The 19,352-nt window shown below is 67.2% G+C and carries 13 protein-coding genes; 4 read left to right on the top strand and 9 right to left on the bottom strand.

Annotated features, from left to right (window positions below; translation table 11 throughout):
• Positions 1-144 precede the first annotated feature (144 nt).
• Genes M9799_RS19250 through M9799_RS19260 form a run of 3 tightly spaced genes read left to right on the top strand, consistent with a single transcriptional unit; the run spans position 145 to position 2,989 of the window.
• Positions 145-939, top strand: a complete 795-nt coding sequence (locus tag M9799_RS19250) for a class II aldolase/adducin family protein (protein ID WP_231043628.1) — start codon at positions 145-147, stop codon at positions 937-939.
• A 37-nt stretch (positions 940-976) separates the two neighbouring features.
• On the top strand, positions 977-1,987 hold the full coding sequence (locus M9799_RS19255) for a Bug family tripartite tricarboxylate transporter substrate binding protein (RefSeq protein ID WP_231043627.1): 1,011 nt from the start codon (positions 977-979) through the stop codon (positions 1,985-1,987).
• Positions 1,988-2,002: 15 nt separating this feature from the next.
• Positions 2,003-2,989: a D-2-hydroxyacid dehydrogenase gene (locus M9799_RS19260; protein ID WP_231043626.1), complete on the top strand. Its 987-nt coding sequence runs from the start codon at positions 2,003-2,005 to the stop codon at positions 2,987-2,989.
• Between the two features lie 9 nt (positions 2,990-2,998).
• On the opposite strand, the gene M9799_RS19265 is transcribed toward M9799_RS19260, so the two are convergent.
• The 4 genes from M9799_RS19265 to M9799_RS19280 form a co-directional block, all read right to left on the bottom strand.
• Positions 2,999-3,925 (bottom strand): LysR family transcriptional regulator, encoded by a 927-nt coding sequence (locus tag M9799_RS19265; RefSeq protein ID WP_231043625.1) that lies wholly within the window; start codon positions 3,923-3,925, stop codon positions 2,999-3,001.
• 81 nt (positions 3,926-4,006) lie between these two features.
• The gene (locus M9799_RS19270; protein ID WP_422692692.1) at positions 4,007-7,093 is read right to left on the bottom strand and encodes a hybrid sensor histidine kinase/response regulator; all 3,087 of its coding nucleotides are present in this window, start codon (positions 7,091-7,093) and stop codon (positions 4,007-4,009) included.
• Between the two features lie 451 nt (positions 7,094-7,544).
• Complete coding sequence (locus tag M9799_RS19275; protein ID WP_231043624.1) at positions 7,545-9,170, bottom strand: gamma-glutamyltransferase family protein; 1,626 nt, start codon at positions 9,168-9,170, stop codon at positions 7,545-7,547.
• A 23-nt stretch (positions 9,171-9,193) separates the two neighbouring features.
• Entirely contained in the window at positions 9,194-10,183 is a 990-nt protein-coding gene (locus M9799_RS19280; protein WP_231043623.1) for a Bug family tripartite tricarboxylate transporter substrate binding protein, read from the bottom strand.
• Positions 10,184-10,293: 110 nt separating this feature from the next.
• Here M9799_RS19280 and M9799_RS19285 point away from each other — a divergent pair, with 110 nt between their 5' ends.
• A complete protein-coding gene (locus tag M9799_RS19285) occupies positions 10,294-11,178 on the top strand; it encodes a LysR family transcriptional regulator (protein WP_231043622.1) in 885 nt (294 codons plus the stop codon).
• Positions 11,179-11,445: 267 nt separating this feature from the next.
• On the opposite strand, the gene cysC is transcribed toward M9799_RS19285, so the two are convergent.
• From cysC to M9799_RS19310, 5 genes are read right to left on the bottom strand one after another with little or no spacing between them, the layout of a single operon-like run.
• A complete protein-coding gene (cysC, locus tag M9799_RS19290) occupies positions 11,446-12,033 on the bottom strand; it encodes an adenylyl-sulfate kinase (protein ID WP_231043621.1) in 588 nt (195 codons plus the stop codon).
• A gap of 1 nt (position 12,034) precedes the next feature.
• Entirely contained in the window at positions 12,035-13,252 is a 1,218-nt protein-coding gene (locus M9799_RS19295; RefSeq protein WP_231043620.1) for a beta-barrel domain-containing protein, read from the bottom strand.
• Positions 13,242-15,395 carry an ATP-binding cassette domain-containing protein gene (locus M9799_RS19300; RefSeq protein WP_231043619.1) on the bottom strand — a complete coding sequence of 718 codons (2,154 nt, stop codon included), beginning with the start codon at positions 15,393-15,395 and terminating at the stop codon, positions 13,242-13,244. The genes M9799_RS19295 and M9799_RS19300 overlap by 11 nt, the downstream gene beginning before the upstream one ends.
• Before the next feature lie 3 nt (positions 15,396-15,398).
• Positions 15,399-16,676, bottom strand: a complete 1,278-nt coding sequence (locus tag M9799_RS19305; RefSeq protein WP_231043618.1) for a TolC family protein — start codon at positions 16,674-16,676, stop codon at positions 15,399-15,401.
• 5 nt (positions 16,677-16,681) lie between these two features.
• Positions 16,682-19,318: a tetratricopeptide repeat-containing sulfotransferase family protein gene (locus tag M9799_RS19310; protein ID WP_231043617.1), complete on the bottom strand. Its 2,637-nt coding sequence runs from the start codon at positions 19,316-19,318 to the stop codon at positions 16,682-16,684.
• Positions 19,319-19,352: the final 34 nt, after the last annotated feature.

Raw genomic sequence — 19,352 nt, forward strand, 5'->3', positions numbered from 1 at the left:
CCCAAGAGAACAGGCAAAGCTCTTCACGCAATGTGAAGAGGGGGTGTAGCCGACCGCCTTTCAGCGCACCCGCCCCCTGCCGACAATCGTCCCCACGTGAGCCCGTACAGCCTCCGCGAGGCGACGAAAACGACAGGAGACCCCATGACATCCCCCGAAGCCAGCCCCTTGCACATCCCCTCGATGCGCGACCAATGCTCCGCTGCCGAATGGCAGGCGCGTGTCGACCTTGCAGCCTGCTACCGGCTGATAGAGCACTACGGCATGGCCGACATGATGGCCAACCATATCTCGGCACGCGTTCCCGGTGAGGACGGTGCCTTCCTGATCAACGCCTACGGGATGATGTACGAGGAGATCACGGCCTCGAGCCTGATCAAGGTGGACCACGACGGCAACGTGCTGTCCAAGCCCGATTTCGGCGCGCTGAACTACGGCGTCAACAAGGCCGGCTATGTGATCCACAGCGCCGTGCATGGCGCGCGTCCCGAAGTCGACTGCGTGATCCACACCCACAGCTGGGCCTCGATGGCGGTCTCCTCGCTGGCCTGCGGCCTGCTGCCGCTCACGCAGACCGCGATGCGCTTCCTGAAGATCGGCTACCACGACTACCAGGGCGTGGTGCTCAATCTCGACGAGCAGGAGTCGATCATCCGCGACCTGGGCCAGGGCGAGGCCCTGATCCTGCGCAACCACGGCGCGATGACCGTGGGCCGCTCGGTGGGCGAAGCCTTCAACTGGATGCACCGGCTCGAGCTGGCCTGCCGCGCGCAGCTCGCGGCCATGGCCTGCAATACGCCGTTTGCCGCCGTCGCGCCCGCCGTTCTCGAGGAGACCTGGAACAACTACCAGCCCGGAACGCGCCGTCCCTACGGGCTGATGGAATGGCCCGCGCTGCTGCGCAAGCTCGACCGCATGGACCCCAGCTACCGCCTCTGACGCGCGGCGCAAAGAATTACAACCAGGAGACAAAAGCATGAATTTCACATCCAGCCGCACGCTTGGTGCCTGCCCTCCCCGGCGTGAACTGCGCCGCGTCCTTTGCACCGGCCTGGCGCTGGCGCTGGCCCTGCCGCTCGCGGCGCAGGCGCAGACCGCGGCCTATCCCGCCAAGCCGGTCAAGGTCATCGTGGCGTTCACCGCGGGCGGAACCACCGACCTGCTGGCCCGCAGCGTGTCGCAAAAGCTCTCGGAGAAGCTGGGCCAGCCGTTCGTGATCGAGAACCGCCCGGGCGGCGGCGGCAATATCGGCACCGAATCCGTGGTGCGCGCCGCGCCCGACGGCTACACACTGATCGTGAACTCGGTGGGGCCGATCTCGGTCAACCAGTCGCTCTACAAGAAGCTGGCCTACGACCCGCTGAAGGATCTGGTGCCCATTGTGCAGATTGCCGATGTGCCGAACGTGCTCGTGGTGCACCCTTCGGTGCCGGCCAACAGCTTCGACGAGTTCCTTGCCTATGCGAAAACGCGCCCGGCCAACTTCAACTACGGCTCCACGGGTGTGGGAACCTCGTCGCATCTGTCGAGCTTCATGCTGATGCAGAACCTGGGCGTCGACGCACTGCACATCCCGTACAAGGGCGCGAACGCGCTCAACGACCTGCTCGCGGGCCGGCTGCAGTTCATGTTCGCGACCATTCCCTCGGTGGTCTCGCAGATCCACGCGGGCAAGCTCAAGGCGCTTGCCGTGTCGAGCTCGCAGCCCTCGCGCGCCCTGCCCAAGGTGCCGGCGGTGGCCAGCCGCATCCCGGGCTTCGAGGCCGGCTCCTGGTTCGGCTTCTTCGCGCCCAAGGGCATCTCCCCTGAAATCGTGCAGTTGCTCAATAAGGAGGTCAACGCCATCCTGCCCCAGCTCAACGACCAGATGGTGCGCGAAGGTGCCGACCCCGTCGGCGGCTCGCCGGAGCAATTCGCCCGCATGACCCAGCGCGAGTTCGTCAAGTGGCAGAAGATCGTCAAGGACTCGGGCGCTTCCGTCGATTGAGAAAGGCTGCGCATGATGCCTCTTTGCATTCTGGTCTCCGAGGCAGCGCGCGCCTCCCATGGCGGCGCGATCGCCCACGCACTGGCCGGGTGCCCGCACACGCTCGTCACTCCCGATGAAGACGCGGCGCTGGACGCGGAAATCGCCTTTGTCTCGCGTGACGTCACCGGCTTGTCGACCAAGCATGAAGTCTTTCCCGAGACCCAGCGCTTCTACGACGCCATGGCGGCGTCGCGCCGCCTCAGGTGGGTGCAGGTGCACTCGGCGGGTATCGACCGCGCGATCTATGTCCAGCTCCAGCAAAGGGGCGTCATGCTGAGCACGTCGGCGGGCAGCAACGCCGAGGTCGTGGCGCAGACCGCGGTCGCGGGCCTGCTGGCGCTCGGGCGCCGGTTTCCGGAGCTGATCGCCGCCCAGCGCCGCGGCGAATGGTCGCCGCTGATCCGCAGGCCCCTGCCGCCCGACATCGACGGCCAGACCGCCACCATCGTCGGCTGGGGCGAGATCGGCCAGGCCATAGGCCGCATCCTGACGGCCGTCGGCCTGCACATCCAGGTGGTCCGCAGCAGCGACGCGCCCACCGACCAGGGTTTTGCCTCCTGTGCCTACGAGGATATCGCCCGCATGCTGCCGCGCACCGACTGGCTGGTGCTGGCCTGCCCGCTGACGTCCCGTACCGAGCAGCTGATCGACGGCGCGGCACTGCGTGCCCTGCCACGGGGCGCTGGCGTGATCAATGTCGCGCGTGGCGCGGTGCTCGATGAAGATGCGCTCATCGCTGCCCTCGAGAGCGGGCATCTGAGCGGTGCCTACCTCGACGTTTTCACGCACGAGCCGCTGGCCCCCGAGTCGGCGCTGTGGGCCATGCCGCAGGTGCTGGCAACGCCGCACAGCGCGGGCTTTTCCGCGGGCAACGCCGAGCGCGTGGTGAAGATCTTCCTCGACAATCTGCGCCGCTACGCGCAGGGCCAGACGCTGGCGCGATTGGCCCGCGCCGCCTGAAGCGCGCGCTCAGGCCTCGGCCAGCAGCGCGCCCTTCCAGCGGCCTTCGCACACCGTCGCGCGCACGACTTCGGCGATGACCACGCGCGCGGCCAGCGCGGCCGGCGACAGGTCCTCGTCGGACAGGCTGGCCAGCAGGTTCTGGCGGCCCATGCCGTCATCGGCGATCTCCATATGCAGCAGCCCGGCATCGGCATGGCGCGTGGTTGCCGCGCCGGGCTGTATCGAAGCCGCCTGCCCCTCCATGACGGTGTCCATCAACAGCGCCAGGCCGTCGACTTCCAGCGCGATGTGGGGAATAACGCCCGCGCGCATGAAGCCCGCATCCACCAGCGCGCGCAGGCCATGCGTGGCGCTGGGTAGCACCAGCGGCACATCGGCCAGCTCGGACAGGAATACCCGGTTTCTGCCGACCAATCCCTTCATGGCGGGAGAGGCCACGAGAAACAGCTTTTCCTCGAGCAGCGGCGAGGTGTGCCAGTGCCGGTGCGCATCGGCCTTGAAGATGATGCCCAGGTCGATGCGCCGCGCATTGAGCATGCCGGCAAGATTGCCCGACAGCGCTTCGACCAGGTGCAGGCGGATGTCGGGGTAGCGCTCGCGCATGACTTTCTGGAAGGGCAGCCCGAGCACCGAGGCCGTGGTCGGAGCGAATCCCACGCTCACCTGCCCCGAAAGCCGCGCCTGCTTGGCCGCCTGCGCGGCGTTGTCCAGGTTGCGCAGCGCCAGCAGTGCATGGTGCATGAACGCCATGCCAGCCTCGGTGGGGATGACCCCCGCGGGCGAGCGCTGCAGCAGCCGCGTCGACAGCTCGCTTTCAAGACGGCTTATCTGCTGGCTCAGCGCCGAGGTGACGACGTCGAGCTCGCTCGCGGCACGGCCCATGCTGCCGAGCTCGCAGATCTTGATGAAGTAGCGCAATTGCCTGATTTCCACGGCGGAGCTCCTGGTGTTGCAGCGGGCAGCAGGTGCCGGCCGCCCATCCACGCAATGGTGGCCGATGCCGCAGCTTTCACCTCAAAGCGCGCTTCTCGTGGCCTGGCGCAGCCTGATGGCCATGGCGCATTCGGCCAGCAATTGCGCCGTGGAGTAGGGCTTGACCACATAGCGCGCGGTGCTTGGCACGCCCAGCTCCGGTGAGGGCGAAGCCCCGCTGGCGAACACGATGCCCAGATGCGGATGCAGCGCCAGGGCCCGGTGCGCCAGCTCGACGCCGTTCATGTCGGGCAGGCCGATGTCCAGCACCAGCGCGTCGAAACCGGCCTGCATTCCCAGCGCAGTGAAGGCTTCCTTGGCATCGGCCGCCTCGCTCACCTCATGCCCCGACAGGCGCAATTGTTCGGCGGTCGCAGTCCGGATGAGCTCGTCGTTTTCCACCACCAGCAGCTTGAGGCGGGCGGGCGCGGCATCGTCCGCGCTCTGAACGATGTCCTCGATGGCCTGGCGGCGCTGCGCCTCGTTGCCGATGACATGGCGGATCCTGCGTGCCAGCGCTTCGCGGGTGTAGGGCTTGGACAGCAGTTCCACGCCCTCGTCCAGCCGGCCGCCATGCACGATGGAGTTCTCGGTATAGCCCGAGGTGAACAGCACGGCAAGCGAAGGCAGGCGCTGCTTGGCCCTGCGCGCCAGCTCGCGGCTTCTGAGCTTGCCCGGCATCATCACGTCGGTGAACAGCACATCGATATGGACCCCGCTGTCCACCACGGTGAGGGCGCTGTCTGCGTCCTTGGCACGCAGCACGCGGTAGCCCAGGCCCACCAGGGTGGCCACTGCCGTCTCGCGCACGTCCTCGTCGTCTTCGACGACCAGCACGGTCTCGGTGCCGCCCTGGACCGGGCCGCTCGACCAGTTGATGGGGGCGGGATCCTCCTCCTGATTCGAGCGCGGAAGGTACAGCTTGACCGTGGTGCCCTCGCCCACTTCGCTGTAGACGGCGGCATGGCCGCCCGACTGCTTGACGAAGCCGTAGACCATGGAAAGCCCCAGCCCGGTGCCCTTGCCCTCGGGTTTGGTGCTGAAGAACGGCTCGAAGGCCCGCTCCAGCACTTCGGGCGCCATGCCAGTGCCGGTATCGGTCACGGCGATGACCACATATTGGCCCGGCTTCAGATCTTCATGCTGCTCGCAATACTGGAAGTCCAGCAGGGCGTTGCCGGCCTCGATCGTCAACTTGCCTCTGCCGTCCATCGCGTCGCGGGCGTTGATGGCGAGATTGAGCACCGCGTTCTCCACCTGGCTGGGATCCGCCATGGTGTTCCAGAGCCCCGCCGAGATGACGATCTCGAGCTCGATGCTCTCCCCCAGGGCGCGGTTCAGCATGTCTTCCAGGCCGCGGATGAACTTGCCGACATTGACCACCTTGGGCTCGAGCGGCTGGCGCCGGCCGAACGACAGCAGTTGGGATGCGAGCTTGGCGCCACGCGTGACGCCGCCCATGGCGCCGTTCACGCGCTTGAGGGCTTCGGGATTGGCCTTGAGCATCAGCCCGAGAATCTGCAGATTGGCGCTGATGACCTGCAGCGAGTTGTTGAAGTCATGCGCCACCCCGCCCGTCAGCGCGCCGAGCGCCTCCATCTTCTGCGCGCGCTGCAGCGCACGTTCCGCGAGGGAGCGTTCCTCAGCCTCCTGCCGCAGGCGCTCGAGGGCCAGCTCCAGCTCGGCCGTTCTCTCCTTGACATGGGCCTCGAGGGTGACATTGATCTGGCGCAGCGCGTCCTCGGCATTCTTTTGATGCGTCACGTCGTAGCCATCGACAAAAATGCCTTCGACCTTTCCATCGATGAAGATCGGCTGGTAGATCAGATGCAGGAACCTCTGCTCCGTCTTATCGCCTCTGTTGAGGCGAATGGACATCGCCTCGCCCTTGAAAGCCTCGCCCGTCTTGTAGACGTTGTCCAGAATCTCGAAATATCCCTGTCCCGTGACATCGGGCAGCACTTCACGCACCGAGCGCCCGATGATGTCCCGGGTGCCGATGAGACTCTGATAGGCATCGTTGGCAAGCTCGAAGACATGCTCTGGCCCGGACAACAGGGCCATGAAGCTGGGCGCCTGCTTGAACATGGCATGCAACCTGTCGCGCTGCGCCGTGCGCAGCAGCACTTCCCTCGACAGGCTTTCATTCACCTTCGCCAGGTTGTCGGCAGCTTCCTGCCTCAGAGCCAAGGCTTCGTTCAAGGCCTGTGTCCGCAGCCTGGCGGTCTCGAAGCCTTCGATGGTGGTCCAGCGTGCGGCAATCTGCCCGACAAACAATTTCAGGAAACTTTGATAGTCGTCATCGAAGGGTCTATAGGGATTCAGGCCCACGACGAAGGCGCCAACGGGATATTCACTGCCGGCGGCATTCATGCAGAGCACCGCGGCTTGCTTGGGCCCGATGTCCCATCCGCCTTTGGGCAGATTTTCACTGGGATCGATATCGACTATCAGAGGTTGCGGGGATTTACAGGCCGCGTCCAGCTTCCATCGCTCGATGTCCGCGATGCCGCCCAGATCTTCATAGATGGGCAGTGCTTTTCCATCCGCGTCGAATTTGTACAAGGCACTGAACGGAATGCTCTTGTTGGCCTTCCTGGCTTCATTGGCAATGGCTTGATAGAAGACGTCGAAACTGTCCGTGGTCGCCAGCGCGCTGGCAAGAGACTCCAGTGTCTCCAGCCTTCGGACACTGATGACCCGCTCCGTCTCTTCGCTGACGGCACAGAAGATGCCCTCCACTGCATCCATGTCTCCGACCAACGGACTGTACGAAAAGGTGTGATAGGTCTCTTCGGGATAACCATGCCGGTGCAGGATGAGCATCAGGGCACGATCCCATGTGGCTTCACCATCCTCATACACCCGGCGAAGACGCGGCTCGATGTCCGGCCAGATCTCCGCGTACAGCTCGCGGATCGGCATTCCCAGCGCGTATTCGTGCTTGCTGCCCAGCGTTGGCCGGTAGGCGTCGTTGTAGAGGAAGGCAATGTCCGGGCCCCACCCGATCCACATTTCGAACTTCGAGGTCAACAGGATGCGGACCGCCAGCTTGAGCGGCTGAGGCCATTGCAGCGGGTCGCCCAGGCTGGTGGATGTCCAGTCGTGGGCGCGCATATGCCGGGCCATATCGCTGTCACCTACGAAGATACGCTCGAGTGCTCCCTGATCGTCCACGGTGATGCCTTCAGTGCTTATGCACAAGTTATTGGGGTCGCGCAACTCTTGCCCGTACCGGAGCAAAAAATGATCGCAACAATACTGTTGAAAGTTGAATTATCGGAACGCCCGAAGAGCCGGCCATCTTTGGCCGCGAGGATCCGTCGAGCCGCCTAGTTTAGTCAATCTAGGAGGTTGGGGGCTGTAGGAACGGTCCTGCTGATAGCTTTTGGCAACTGATCTGGGAGCCGCCTGCCGGGTTGGCGCGGCGATCATCCTGGCGCTTGCCATGTCCGAGGGGCATTCCTGCGCGCTACAGGAAACACTCCTTGCCCGTGCGGGCCTGGCTGTCTTGCGCTCCACCCCGGCGCAGGTCGTTGCGACCAGGTTGAAATGCCCGGGGCGGAGCGCAAACCCGCGGCTAGAAGCCCGCGGCCAGGCCGTCGCGGCGCGGGTCGCTGGCGAACTGGTAGCCCTCGGCGGCGGGATCGCCCATGCGCCAGATGAACTGGCCGGCGCCGAAGTCCTGGTAGGGATCGTCGATGACCTCGAGCTGGTGGCCCAGCGCCTGCAGGCCGGCGACGGTGGCCGGATCCATGCCGGATTCGACATTCAGCGCCAGCCCCGCGTTGTAGCGCCAGCGCGGCGCATCGCAGGCGGCCTGGGGCGACTGCTTGTAGTCCAGCATGCGCACCAGCGTCTGCATGTGGCCCTGGGGCTGCATGTTGCCGCCCATCACGCCGAAGCTCATCACCGGCTGGCCGTCCTTGGTCAGGAAGGCAGGGATGATGGTGTGGAACGGCCGCTTGCCCGGGCCCACCAGGTTCGCGCGGTTGGGGGCGTCCGGGTCGGCGCCGAAGCCGTAGCCGCGGTTCTGCAGGCTGATGCCGAATGTAGGCTCCACCACGCCCGAGCCGAAGCCGGCGAAGTTGCTCTGGATGAAGCTGACCATCATGCCGCTTTCATCGACGGCCGTGAGGTAGATGGTGCCGCCCTGCACCGGATTGCCGGCCTTGAAGTCCTGCGCGCGCTGCGGATCGATGAGCTTGGCGCGCGATGCCAGGTAGGCATCGTCGAGCATCTGCTCGGCCGTCACTTCCATGCCGGCATCGGCCACATAGCGGTCGACATCGGCAAAGGCCAGCTTCATGGCCTCGATCTGCAGATGCTGGGACTCCACACCGTCCACGGGAAGGCTGGCCAGGTCGAAATTCGACAGGATGCCCAGCGCGATCTGCGCCGCGATGCCCTGGCCGCCGGGCGGAATCTCGTGCAGGGTGTAGCCGCGGTAGTCCTTGGCGATGGGCGTGACCCACTCGGCTTTGTGCTGCGCCATGTCTTGCATGCTCAGGCAGCCGCCATGCTGCTGCACGAAGGAAGTGACGGCCGCGGCGATCTCGCCCTCGTAGAAAGCCTTGCCTTTGGTGGCGCCGATGGCGCGCAGCGCGCGCGCGGCGGCGGGAAAGCGGAACAGCTCGCCGACGGCCGGCGGCCGGCCCGCGGGCAGGAAGCTCTGGGCGAATCCGGGCTGCGCCTGCAGCTCGGGCGCGCCCGCGGCCCATTTCTGCTGCACCACGGGCGGCACCAGATAGCCGCGCTCGGCGATCTCGGCCGCGGGCTCCATCAGGCTGGCAAAGGGCAGCTTGCCGAAGCGCTCGTGCAATGCCACCCAGGCGCTGACGGCGCCGGGCACGGTGATGGAGTCCACGCCGCGGCGTGGCGGCTTGGACTGGCGGCCGTAGCGCTTTTCGAAATACTCCGGCGTCCAGCCCTGGGGCGCGCGGCCCGAGGCATTGAGGCCGTGCAGCTGCGCGCCATCCCACAGGATGCAGAAGGCGTCCGAGCCCAGGCCGTTGCTGACGGGCTCGACGATGGTCATGACGGCGGCCGCGGCGATGGCCGCGTCGACGGCATTGCCGCCGGCCCAAAGCATGCGCAAGCCGGCTTGCGCGCCCAGGGGGTGGGAGGTCGACACGCCATTGCGTGCGAAGACCGGAACGCGCACGGAGCTGTACGGATTGCCGGGGGTGAAAGCTGCGTTGTTCATGGAAATTCCTGACCCTCGGGGCTTCAGTCGGCGGTGATGCCCAGGGTCTTCACGTCACGGGTCCAGCGCGTGAGCTCACGGTCGATCTGCGCCTTGAACGCCTTGGGGTCGCTGCTGACCGGGGTCAGCCCCTGGACCTCGAACTGCGCCTGCACATCGGGGCGGGCAATGATCTTGCGCACTTCCTGCGCCAGCTTGTTGACGATGGCCGGATCCGTGCCGCCGGTGGTGAACAGGCCGTACCAGGAAGTGAAGGCATAGCCGGGCAGGCCGGCTTCGGCCACGGTGGGCACGTCGGGCAGGGATTTCACGCGCTCCTTGGTGGTCACCGCCAGGATGCGGGTCTGGCCGGTCTTGGCGGAGGTCATGGCGGGCGGAATGCCGGAGAAGATGGCCTGGACCTGGCCGCCGGAGACATCGGCAATGGCCGGACCGTTGCCGCGGTAAGGTACGTGCACCAGTTCCACGCCCGCCTGCTGCGCGAACAGCGCGCCGGCCAGATGCAGGGTGGAGCCGCTGCCCGAGGAGGCGTAGTTGATGGTTCCGGGTTCCTTGCGCGCGGCGTCGATGATTTCCTTCACGCTCTTGTAGGGCAGCTTGGCGTTCACCAGCAGGGCATTGCCCGACTCGGCCACCAGGGAGATGGGCTCGAGGTCCTTGCGCGCGTCGTAGGAGAGCTTCTTGGCCAGCACCGGGGCGATGGTGTTGCTGCCGATGGAGCCCAGCAGCAGGGTGTAGCCGTTCTTGGGCGACTTGGCGACGATGTCGTTGGCCAGCAGGCCGCCGGCGCCGCCCTTGTTCTCGACCACGACGCTCTGGCCCAGGCTCTGCTGCAGCTCCTTGGCCAGGATGCGCGCGACGATGTCGTTGGCGCCGCCGGCAGCGAAGCCCACCACGATCTTGAGGGGCTGCGAAGGCCAGGCGTCGGCAGCCAGGGCCGGGGTGGCCAGGGCGCCGCAGGCCAGCAGGGCAGCGCAGGAAGTGAAAAGCCGGCGGGACAGGTGTTCGGACATGGGGAAACTCCAGAAATTTGGCAGCTTGCAGGATGATTGGCGCGATTTTGATGATAGAAAGCGTTTTGCGAAAGCTGTAAATTCTTCCATCTATTGAAAGAAAAACTTTTATGCCAAGCCTGCGAATCCTGCGCACTTTCCTGGCCGTGGCCACCGAAGGATCGTTCACGGCCGCCGGTCACCGCGTGGCCCTGACCCAGGTGGCCGTAGGGCTTCAGATGCGCACCCTGGAGGAGGACCTCAAGCGCCCGCTTTTCACCCGCCAGGGCAAGCAGGTGGCGCTCAACGAGCACGGCCGGGCCCTGGTGCCCATCGCCACGCAGCTGGTGGCGCTGTACGAGCAGGCCAAGCACGGCACCCAGGCCAATGCGCCGCTGGCCGGAACCGTGCAATTCGGCTCCATCGTCTCGGCGCTGAGCGAGCTGGTGCGCGCCACGCTGGAGCTCAAGCGCCATCACCCGGCGGTGGATCTGCATGTGGTCTCGGGCAAGTCCAGCCGGTTGATCGCCCAGGTGGAAAACCAGGAGCTCGATGCGGCCGTGGTGGTGCACGATCCAGCCCTCAAGCGCCCGGCACTGGTCTGGACACCGCTGTATGCCGAGCCGATGGTGCTGCTGGCGCCGCGCACCGCCCGGGCAACGGAGCCTGCCACCATGGTGGAGCGCTATCCGTTCATCCGCTTCGACCGTACCGAGCACACCGGCGAGCTGGTCGACCGCACGCTGCGCCGGCTGCGCGCCAAGCCCCAGGAATTCATGGAACTGAACTCCATCGAAACCATCGTGGAGCTGGTGAGCGACGGCATGGGCGTGGCCATGCTGCCGCTGCTGGCGCGGCATGCCTGGGACAGCAACCCGCGGCTGCGGGTGGTGCCCATCGCCCAGGCCGCGGAGAGCCGCCAGATCGCCCTGGTGCAGCTGCGCACGGCGGCGCGCGCCGAGGTTGTGACGGCCGTGGGGCAGCAGTTCCTGGCGGCGCGGGGTGCGGGGAGGTAAGGGCCGACGCATCCGTTCGTCCCGGGCCTGGCTGGGGCAGCCCCGTCGAAGGATGGACGGCCTGCGATCAAGTTCGGAGGCAGGCCGTCCATGGTTCGACGGGGCCGCCCAGGCAGGCTCACCACGAACGGTTAACAGGCTCACCACGAACGCTTTTTTATCCGTTCGTCCTGAGCCCGTCGAAGGATGGACGGCCTGCGCTCAAGATCGGAGGCAAGGCCATCCATGGTTCAGCGGGGCCGCCCAGGCGGGCCCACCCCGAACGGCTTATCCAGCGCTCAACTCGACCAACAACTGCAAGCACTCCTCAATGGACTGGCTCTGCGTCGCCAGCACCAGTTGCGGCGCCAGCGGCGGCTCGTAGGGCGCGCTCACACCGGTGAAATCGGCAATCGCGCCCGCGCGCGCGCGCTGGTAGAGCTGCTTCACGTCGCGCGCCTCGCAGGCCTCGAGCGGGCAGTCGAGGTACACCTCGTACAGGTCCTGCGGCCCGACGATCTGCCGCACCATCTCCCGGTCGGCGCGCATGGGGGAGATGAAGGCGGCGAGGCAGATCGTTCCCGACTCGGCAAACAGCCGAGCGACCTGCGCCGCGCGGCGCAGGTTCTCGTGCCGGTCCGCGGGCGAGAAACCGAGGTCGGCGCACAGGCCGTGGCGCAGGTTGTCACCATCCAGCACCACGCAATGCCGCCCCGCCGCATGCAGGCGCGCTTCGAGCGCATAGGCCAGCGTGGATTTGCCAGAACCGGACAGGCCGGTGAACCAGATGACCCGGCCGCGCTGCCCGAGCAGCTGCTCGCGCTGGCTGCGCGCGACCTGGCCCGCCTGCGGCACCACGTTAGTTGCATTCGCCATTTCAGCGCTCTCCAAAGGATTCGTTCATGGTCTTGCGCAGCGGCTTGAGCAGGTAATCCATCAGCGAGCGCTCGCCGGTGCGGATGTCCACCTGCGCCGTCATGCCCGGAAGGATCTCCAGCGTCCTCCCCGTGGTCGTGGTCACCGGCAGGCTGCTGGGCTCGATGCGCACCCGGTAGTAGGTGTCCACGCCTCGGCTGGTTTCCTCCTTGAGGCTGTCGGCGCTGACATAGGCGACGCGGCCCTTGACGCCACCGAAGATGGTGTAGTCGAAGGTATCGAAGCGCAGGGTCGCCTCCAGGCCCGGAACGACGCGCGAGATATCCGCCGGGCTGACCTTGGCCTCGACCATGAGCTCGTCATCGACCGGCACGATCTGCATCAGCTCCTCCCCCGCGCGCAGCACGCCGCCCACCGTGGTCACGCGGATGTTCTTGACGATGCCGGGCACCACCGCGGTGAACACGCTGTCCGACTGTTCCTGCTTGCGCCGCGTGAGCGTCTGCGCACCCTGCGCGATGTCGTCCTCGGCCTTGGCCAGGTCGATGCGCGCGTCCTCCAGGAACTTGTTGCGCCGGTTCGCCAGCCGCGCCTGCGCCTCGTTGAACCCGCGCTGCACGCGCAGGACCTCCGAGCCGCTGGCATCGCCGTCGGCATAGAGCTGGTCCACGATGCGCTGCTCCTTTTGCGCCAGGTCGACGGCCACGCGCAGCGTCCTGAGCTCCTCGTCGATGCCCTGGCGGCGCTGCCTGAACAGGGCCTCCTCGACGCGCGCGGTTTCCCCCGAGCGCGCCACCAGGTCCGCGGGAAAAGCCAGCCGCCCCTCGCCCGTGACCTCGGCGCGCAGCCGCACGATCTTGGCCTGAAGGCCAAAAAGCCGCGCCTCGACCTCGCCCACCGAGGCGCCGAAGCGTGTCTGCTCCAGGCGCGCCAGCAATTGCCCCGGCTCCACCCGGTCGCCCTCGCGCACCAGCAGTTGCTCGAGCACGCCGCCGTCCACCGACTGGATGACCTGCACCCGGCTGCGGGCGATGACCTCGCCCCCGGCGCGCGCGACCTCATCGATGCGGAACATCGTGGCCCACACCCCAAAGACCAGCACCGCCACGAAAAGCAGGCCCAGCAACCAGCCCTGGTTCCCCCGGTGGACATTCTGGAGCCTGCGCACATGCGCCTGCCGGCGCGCGTCTTCATCCTGAGAGAAACGATCAGACCACATTGATGCTCACCTCTTTTGCCATCTTCACCGCGGGGGCCGGGCGCGCCAGCAACTGCGCCAGCACCACTTCCGGCGCGCCATCCTTCACGATCCGGCCCTGCTGCATCGCGATCACGCGTGTGGCCAGGCGCGCGGCCGCGACCGGCCGGTGGGTCGCGACGATGAGGACGTCGTCCGGCCCCAGGGCCGACTCCAGCGTGCGCCAGACCTTTTGCTCGGCCTCGGCATCGAGCGACGCCGTGGGCTCGTCGAGCAACCAGATGCGGGGCTGGCTGATCAAGAGGCGCGCCACGGCCACCAGTTGGCGCTGCCCGCCCGAGAGCCCCTCGCCGCCCTCGCTGATCGCCAGCTCCATGCCCTGCGGGCTGGCCGCCGCGATGGCGTCGATGCCCAGCTCGCGCGTGATCTGCAGCAGGCGCGAGTCGCCGCCCGCGCCCGACAGCGCGAGGTTGCTGCGCAGCGTGCCCTTGAACAGATGCGGGCTCTGCGGCAGGTACCCCACCTGGCTTGCCACCAGCTGCGGATCGAGCTCCCACAGGTCGGCATCGCCCAGCCGCACCCGCCCCTCGCTGGGCCGGTACAGGCCGGCCAAGGCTTTCAGCAGCGTCGACTTGCCGCAGCCCACGGGCCCGACCAGCAGCACGCGCTCGCCGGCCTTGAAGCGCAGCTGCTCGATATCGAGCTGGCACACCGGCGACTCGGGGTACGCGTAGCGCAGCTTCTCCACCTCCAGCGTGCGCGGCGACTCGTCGGGCAGCAGCAGGTGCTGGCCGGGGCGGCGCTCGCCCTCCAGCTGCAGCACCTGGTGCACCATCTGCAGCGCCTGCGTCACATGCTGCCACTGCACCATGTACTGCGCGCTCTGGGCGATCGGCGCGATCACGCGCCCGCCCAGGATGCTGCAGGCGATCAGCCCGCCCATGGTCAAAAGCCCGGCCTCGATCTGCCAGACGCCGACCACGATCGCCGCCACATAGGCCAGCGTCGATAGGCTCGAGGTGCTCACGGAGGAAATGCTGCTGATCTCGCGCTGCTGCACGCCGTAGCCGTCGATGCTGGCGGTGATCGCCTGCCAGTCCTGCGAGAACTGCCAGGCCGCGTTGTTGGCGCGGATCGACTCGGCGCCGCGGATGGTGTCGACCAGCAGGCCCTGGCGCTCGTGGCTGCGCAGCATCTGCTGGCGCAGCAGCGCGCGCAGGCGCAACTGGGTGGAATAGCCCAGCACCAGCGCCACCGGCAGCATCAGCGCATAGACCCAGCCCACCGCGCCGCCGATGATGGCGATGAAGGCCAGGAACAGCAGCGCGAAGGGCAGATCGACCAGCGCGAAGATCACGCCGGAGCTGAAGAAATTGCGCACCGCGTCGAGGCTGCTGACCTGCGCGGCCAGCGTGCCCAGGCTGCGCGGCTGCAGGTCGAGGCGCAGGTGCAGCAGATGCTCGTAGACCTGCTGCGACACGCGCTGGTCCACCGCGCACGACAGGCTGTCGATGATCCGGGCCCGCGTCGTCTTCAGCAGCCAGTCCAGCACGACGATCAGGCACATGCCGGAAACCAGCGTGGTCAGCGTCGCATAGGCCATGGTGGGCACCACCCGGTCGTAGACCTGCATCGCGAAGATCGAGGTCATCACGGCCAGCAGGTTGACCAGCACCGTGGCGACCACGATCTTGCTCAGCCAGCCGCGGTCGCGAAACAGCTCGCGCCACACCAGGCGTGCCGCGAGATTGCCCGTGACCGGCACCTTGGCGCTGGCCACCGGGGCGCGCAGCCACAGCACCACCGCGTCCTGCAGCGCCGCGTCGTCGATGGGCTGCTGCTGGCCATCGGCGCCGCTCAGCAGCAACGGGCCCAAGGGCTGGCGCTCCACCAGGAACCAGCCGCCCTCGTGCAGCACCAGCGCCGGCAGGCGCCGCCGGTCGAAACGCCGCCACGCCAGCGCCACCGGCATCACGTTCTTCAAGCCGGCCTGGCGCAGCACCTGGCCCAGCCAGTGGGCCGGGCCCCTTTCGGCGTTCACGTCCGGCTGCGCCCAGGCCTGGGCCAGCGACTGCGCATCGAAGGGCACCTGCAGCCGCGCGAGCAGCCGCCCGATCAGCTCAGCAGAAGGGGCCGTGAAATTCTTAGGAACGGAACTCTGCATGGCTCAGAACGCTTTCATTTCCGATTCGACCAGCGGATCGAGCCCGCCGACCAGGGCCGCAAGCTGCAGCGAAAGGAGGGTCCAGTCGCTGCGCGCCTGCGCCAGTTGCAATTGCTGCTCGCTCAGCTCGCGCTGGAAATTGAGCACCTCGAGCCAGCTCTTGCTGCCCGCGACATACTGGCGCTGGTAGGAGGCCAGCACTTCCTGCAGCTCTCCCAGCGTCGCTCCCTGCACCTCGATCATCTCTTCCTGCAGCTGGCGGCTTCGCTGCAGGCTTCTGACGCTGCGCTCGATCTCGTTGGTCGTATCGGCCAGGCCATCCTCGGCCGCCTGCTGGCGCGCGATGGCCGCGCCGGTGCGGCTGCCCGCGGCATAGCCCATGCCTTCGAGCGTGGCCTCGAACACCAGGCTCACGCGCACGGCCTCGCGGTAGCCGGCACGGCCGTGGTCCTTGTCCGCCTGCATGTAGAGCGTGGGCATCGAGGCCTTGCTCGCTTGCTCGACCCCAGCTGCGGCAAGATCGATCTCCTGGCGCTTGAGCCGGATCTCGGCGCTGTTGTCGAGCGCCGCCTGCCTGAGCATCGCGGCATCGCCCAGCGCGAGCAGGCCTTCGGGCACGGGCTGCTCGGCGGCCAATTCCACCCGCGTGAGCGCGCGCAGATCGCTCTGCGCGATCTCCAGATCCCCCAGATAGCGGTCGGCGCGCGCCTGGGCCTGCGACATGCGCGTGGTCGCCAGGCGCACATCGGCCACCGAGGCCAGCTGGCCGGTCTGCCGGCGCTGGATCTGCGCCAGCAGATCGCGGTGCGCCGCCAGGTTGGCCTGCGCCACCGCCAGCAGCGCGCGGCTGCCCAGCACGCGGGCATAGGCGCGCGAAGTGCGGTCGAGCAGGTCGCGCCGCACGCGCAGCAGGTCCACGCGCTCGCGCGTGGTTTCGGCATCGGCCAGCGCGATGGCGCTGTCGATGCGGCCAAAGGCCCACAACGGCTGGCGCGCGCGCAGCGTGGTGGGCAGGGAAGAGCCCGCGCCACTGGCGGAATCCCCATTGCCCGAGCCATATTGCTGCGCCTGGAAGGACAGCGTCGGAAGGCGCTGGGCGCGCGCGGCATCCGCCGAATATTCACGCGCCTTGATCTGTGCCTGCTTGCCGTTGATCGCGGGGTGCCAGCCCAGCGCCGCCTGCAGGGCCGCCTGCAGGCCATCGACCGGCTGCGCCGCGGCGGGTGCGCCGCATGCCAGCAGCAACGCGCACAGCATCCAGCCGCGCCCGGAATTTGCCATTGCCCTTAGCATTCGATCTCTCCCACGGTATCCTGCTCCACCGCTTCACCCTGCTCCCGCCCGGCGCCACGGCTTTTGAGCGCATCGGCCTTGTCCTGCTGGCCCGCCAATTCATATGCCTGGATCAGATCGCGGCGCCAATCGGCATTCCACCTGCAGCGCGCAAAGCCCTGCTCCATGCGCGCGATGCCCTCCTGAAGATGGCCCTTGCGCACATAGATGAGCCCCAGCATGAAATTGCCCGCGGCATGTTCTGGCAGATGGTGCAGCAGCTGCAGCAGATCCTGCTCCGCCTCATCGAGCTGCTCGTCCCTGTAGAGCGCCACGGCGTTTTCCAGCAGGCCCGGCACGGGCAGCGCCACCATGTCGGTGATGGGCTCCCACCGGATCGGCGCATTGGTGCCGCGGATCAGCGGACCCAGATGCTCCTGGTAGTGCTCCCACTTGGCCTTGGAGCTCTGGTACAGCGGTTGGCGCACCTGCCAGACGCTGGCAGTCTTCACCGGCCGCTGCAGCTCGCTGAAGTTCAGCACCTCGGGCTCCCACGCCACACCGATGTAATCCAGCATGCGCCGCGCCTCGCGCTCCGGGTGCTCGAGCACATCTTCGTAGCGCACCTCGAGCATCTCGCCGGGAAACAGCTGATTCCAGTGGTGCATCAGCAGGTTGTGGTCGGCGAGCTGTTCGCCGATCCAGCCCAGGTCGTAGGAATACCCAAGACCGCCATGCTTGGCCGCGAAATCGGTGAAATAGTTGGAGATCGCGATATCGCGCGGGTCGCGCCGCACCGAGACGATGCGTGCCTTCGGGAACAACAGCTTGATCAGGCCAACGTTCTCGAAGTTGTGCGGCAGCTTGTCCACCACATGGCGCGCTCCGGGCGCATAGTCCTGCAGTTCCTTGAGCAGATTGGCGGTGATTCCGTCGACGACCTGGGCGCTGAGGTCATCGACGCAGTCGGGAAAGCCGCGCCCCGATCCCGCGTGCCGCTCCCAGCGCTCCAGCCCGGCGATCACTCCGGGAATCAGGCCCAGCTCGCCCGCGCCATGGATCTGGCTGTGGCCCGCGAGGATCTGTTCCACCAGGGTCGTGCCCGAGCGCGGCATGCCCAGCACGAACACCGGCAGCGTCGAGGGGTTGCCCAGGCCAGGCCGATGCTCATACAGCGAGCGGCTGAACGCATGGCGGATGCGCGCGCAGGCCTGGCGGTGGGCCGCGGGGTCGTAGCGCAGAAGTCGGCGGTTGGCGGCGCTGGCTTCATCCGCCAGGGCAAAGGCTTTGGCGTAATCCTTACGCTTTTCCCAGGCGGCCGCCAGCTGCAGCAGCAGGCTGGGCTGTACCGGCCCCTCCGGGCCGGGGCGGCGCGCATCGAGCTCCAGGCGCTGCAGGGTTGCATCGTCTTCTGGAAAGCGCCGTGCGCCAATCAACGCCGCGTGGCCGCGCACGGGGTCCTGCAGCTTGAGTTCCTCGAACAACGCCAGGGCCTCGTCGATGCGCCCGCATTGCAGATACAGATGGCCCAGCCCCTGCAGGGCCGCTGGCAGCCCGGGATGGTCCTGCAGCACCTGCAGGTATCCGGCCTCGGCCTCGGCATGCTGCTGCTCCTGCGCCTGTGCGCCGGCCAGCGCTACCTGCGCCTGCGCGCGTCCCTGGGTAATCTGCTCCGGTGTAGCATCGTCGCCCGGCTGCAGCGCCTGCGCTTCTTCCAGCGCCTGGCTGGCCAGTTCGAGCGCCAGCGGAGAATGCGCCTGGCTGGCGATCCCAGCGAGCTTGATCTTCAACACCAAGCGTTGCGGCGTGGGCTGGGGAGCCAGGCGCAGCGCCCGGTGCAGCAAGGCCATGGCCTGGCCCGGGCGCCCCTGCACCATTGCCAGCTCAGCCAGCTGCTGGTACAGCGGCAGCTGCTCCGGATGGTGCTTGAGCCCCCGGCGCAGCGCATCCTCGGCCGCGGCATGCTGCCCGCGTTCGGCCAGGCGCAGCGCGTAGCCTTGCAGCAGCGCGCACCAGTCCTGCTCGCTCAGCTGGGCCTGCTGCCGATCGAGCCAGGCATCGGCCGCGGCCAGGTCATCCGCCGCCAGGCACAGCTCCAGGCGCAGGCCGCGCAGTTGCTGGTCATGCCATAGCGCTTGCGACTGCGGCCACTGCGCACGCTCCATCTCCCAGAACGCCTCGGTCCGTGTCAGCAGCAGCTCACCCTGCTCCAGGGCGCCTCTTTGCACATGCATGCGCAGCAGTTGCTCGAACACCAGTATGCGTGGCTGCAACGCCAGGCTTTGTTCATACAACGCCTGCGCCGCGGCCAGGTCCTGCTGTTGCCACCGGCAGGCCCCCAGCCGCGCCAGCAGCAGCGCATGCCCGGGCGCCTCGGCGCGCGCCGCCTCCAGCAGCCGCATGGCTTCGTCCACATTGCCAAGCAGCAGTTGCACGGCTGCCAGATCGACGCGGGCATCGACATCGAGCTCCTTTGGGTCCAGCGATTCCAGGCAGTCTCGCGCAGCTTGCGCTTCGCCCAGATGGGCGTACGCCAGGGCCAGCAGCACCTGTTCGCCTGGGTTGTGCGGCGCGGCGGCGTCACAGGCTTCGAGCAATGACTCGAATTGACGCTGCTCGGCCAGACGGCGCAGTAAGGGAAGGGAGTTCATGGAGATAGCATCGCAACAGCCCTGGCTCCCGTGA

Origin of the sequence: Comamonas endophytica (assembly GCF_023634805.2) — a bacterium.
GTDB classification, from domain to species: Bacteria; Pseudomonadota; Gammaproteobacteria; order Burkholderiales; family Burkholderiaceae_C; genus Comamonas; species Comamonas endophytica.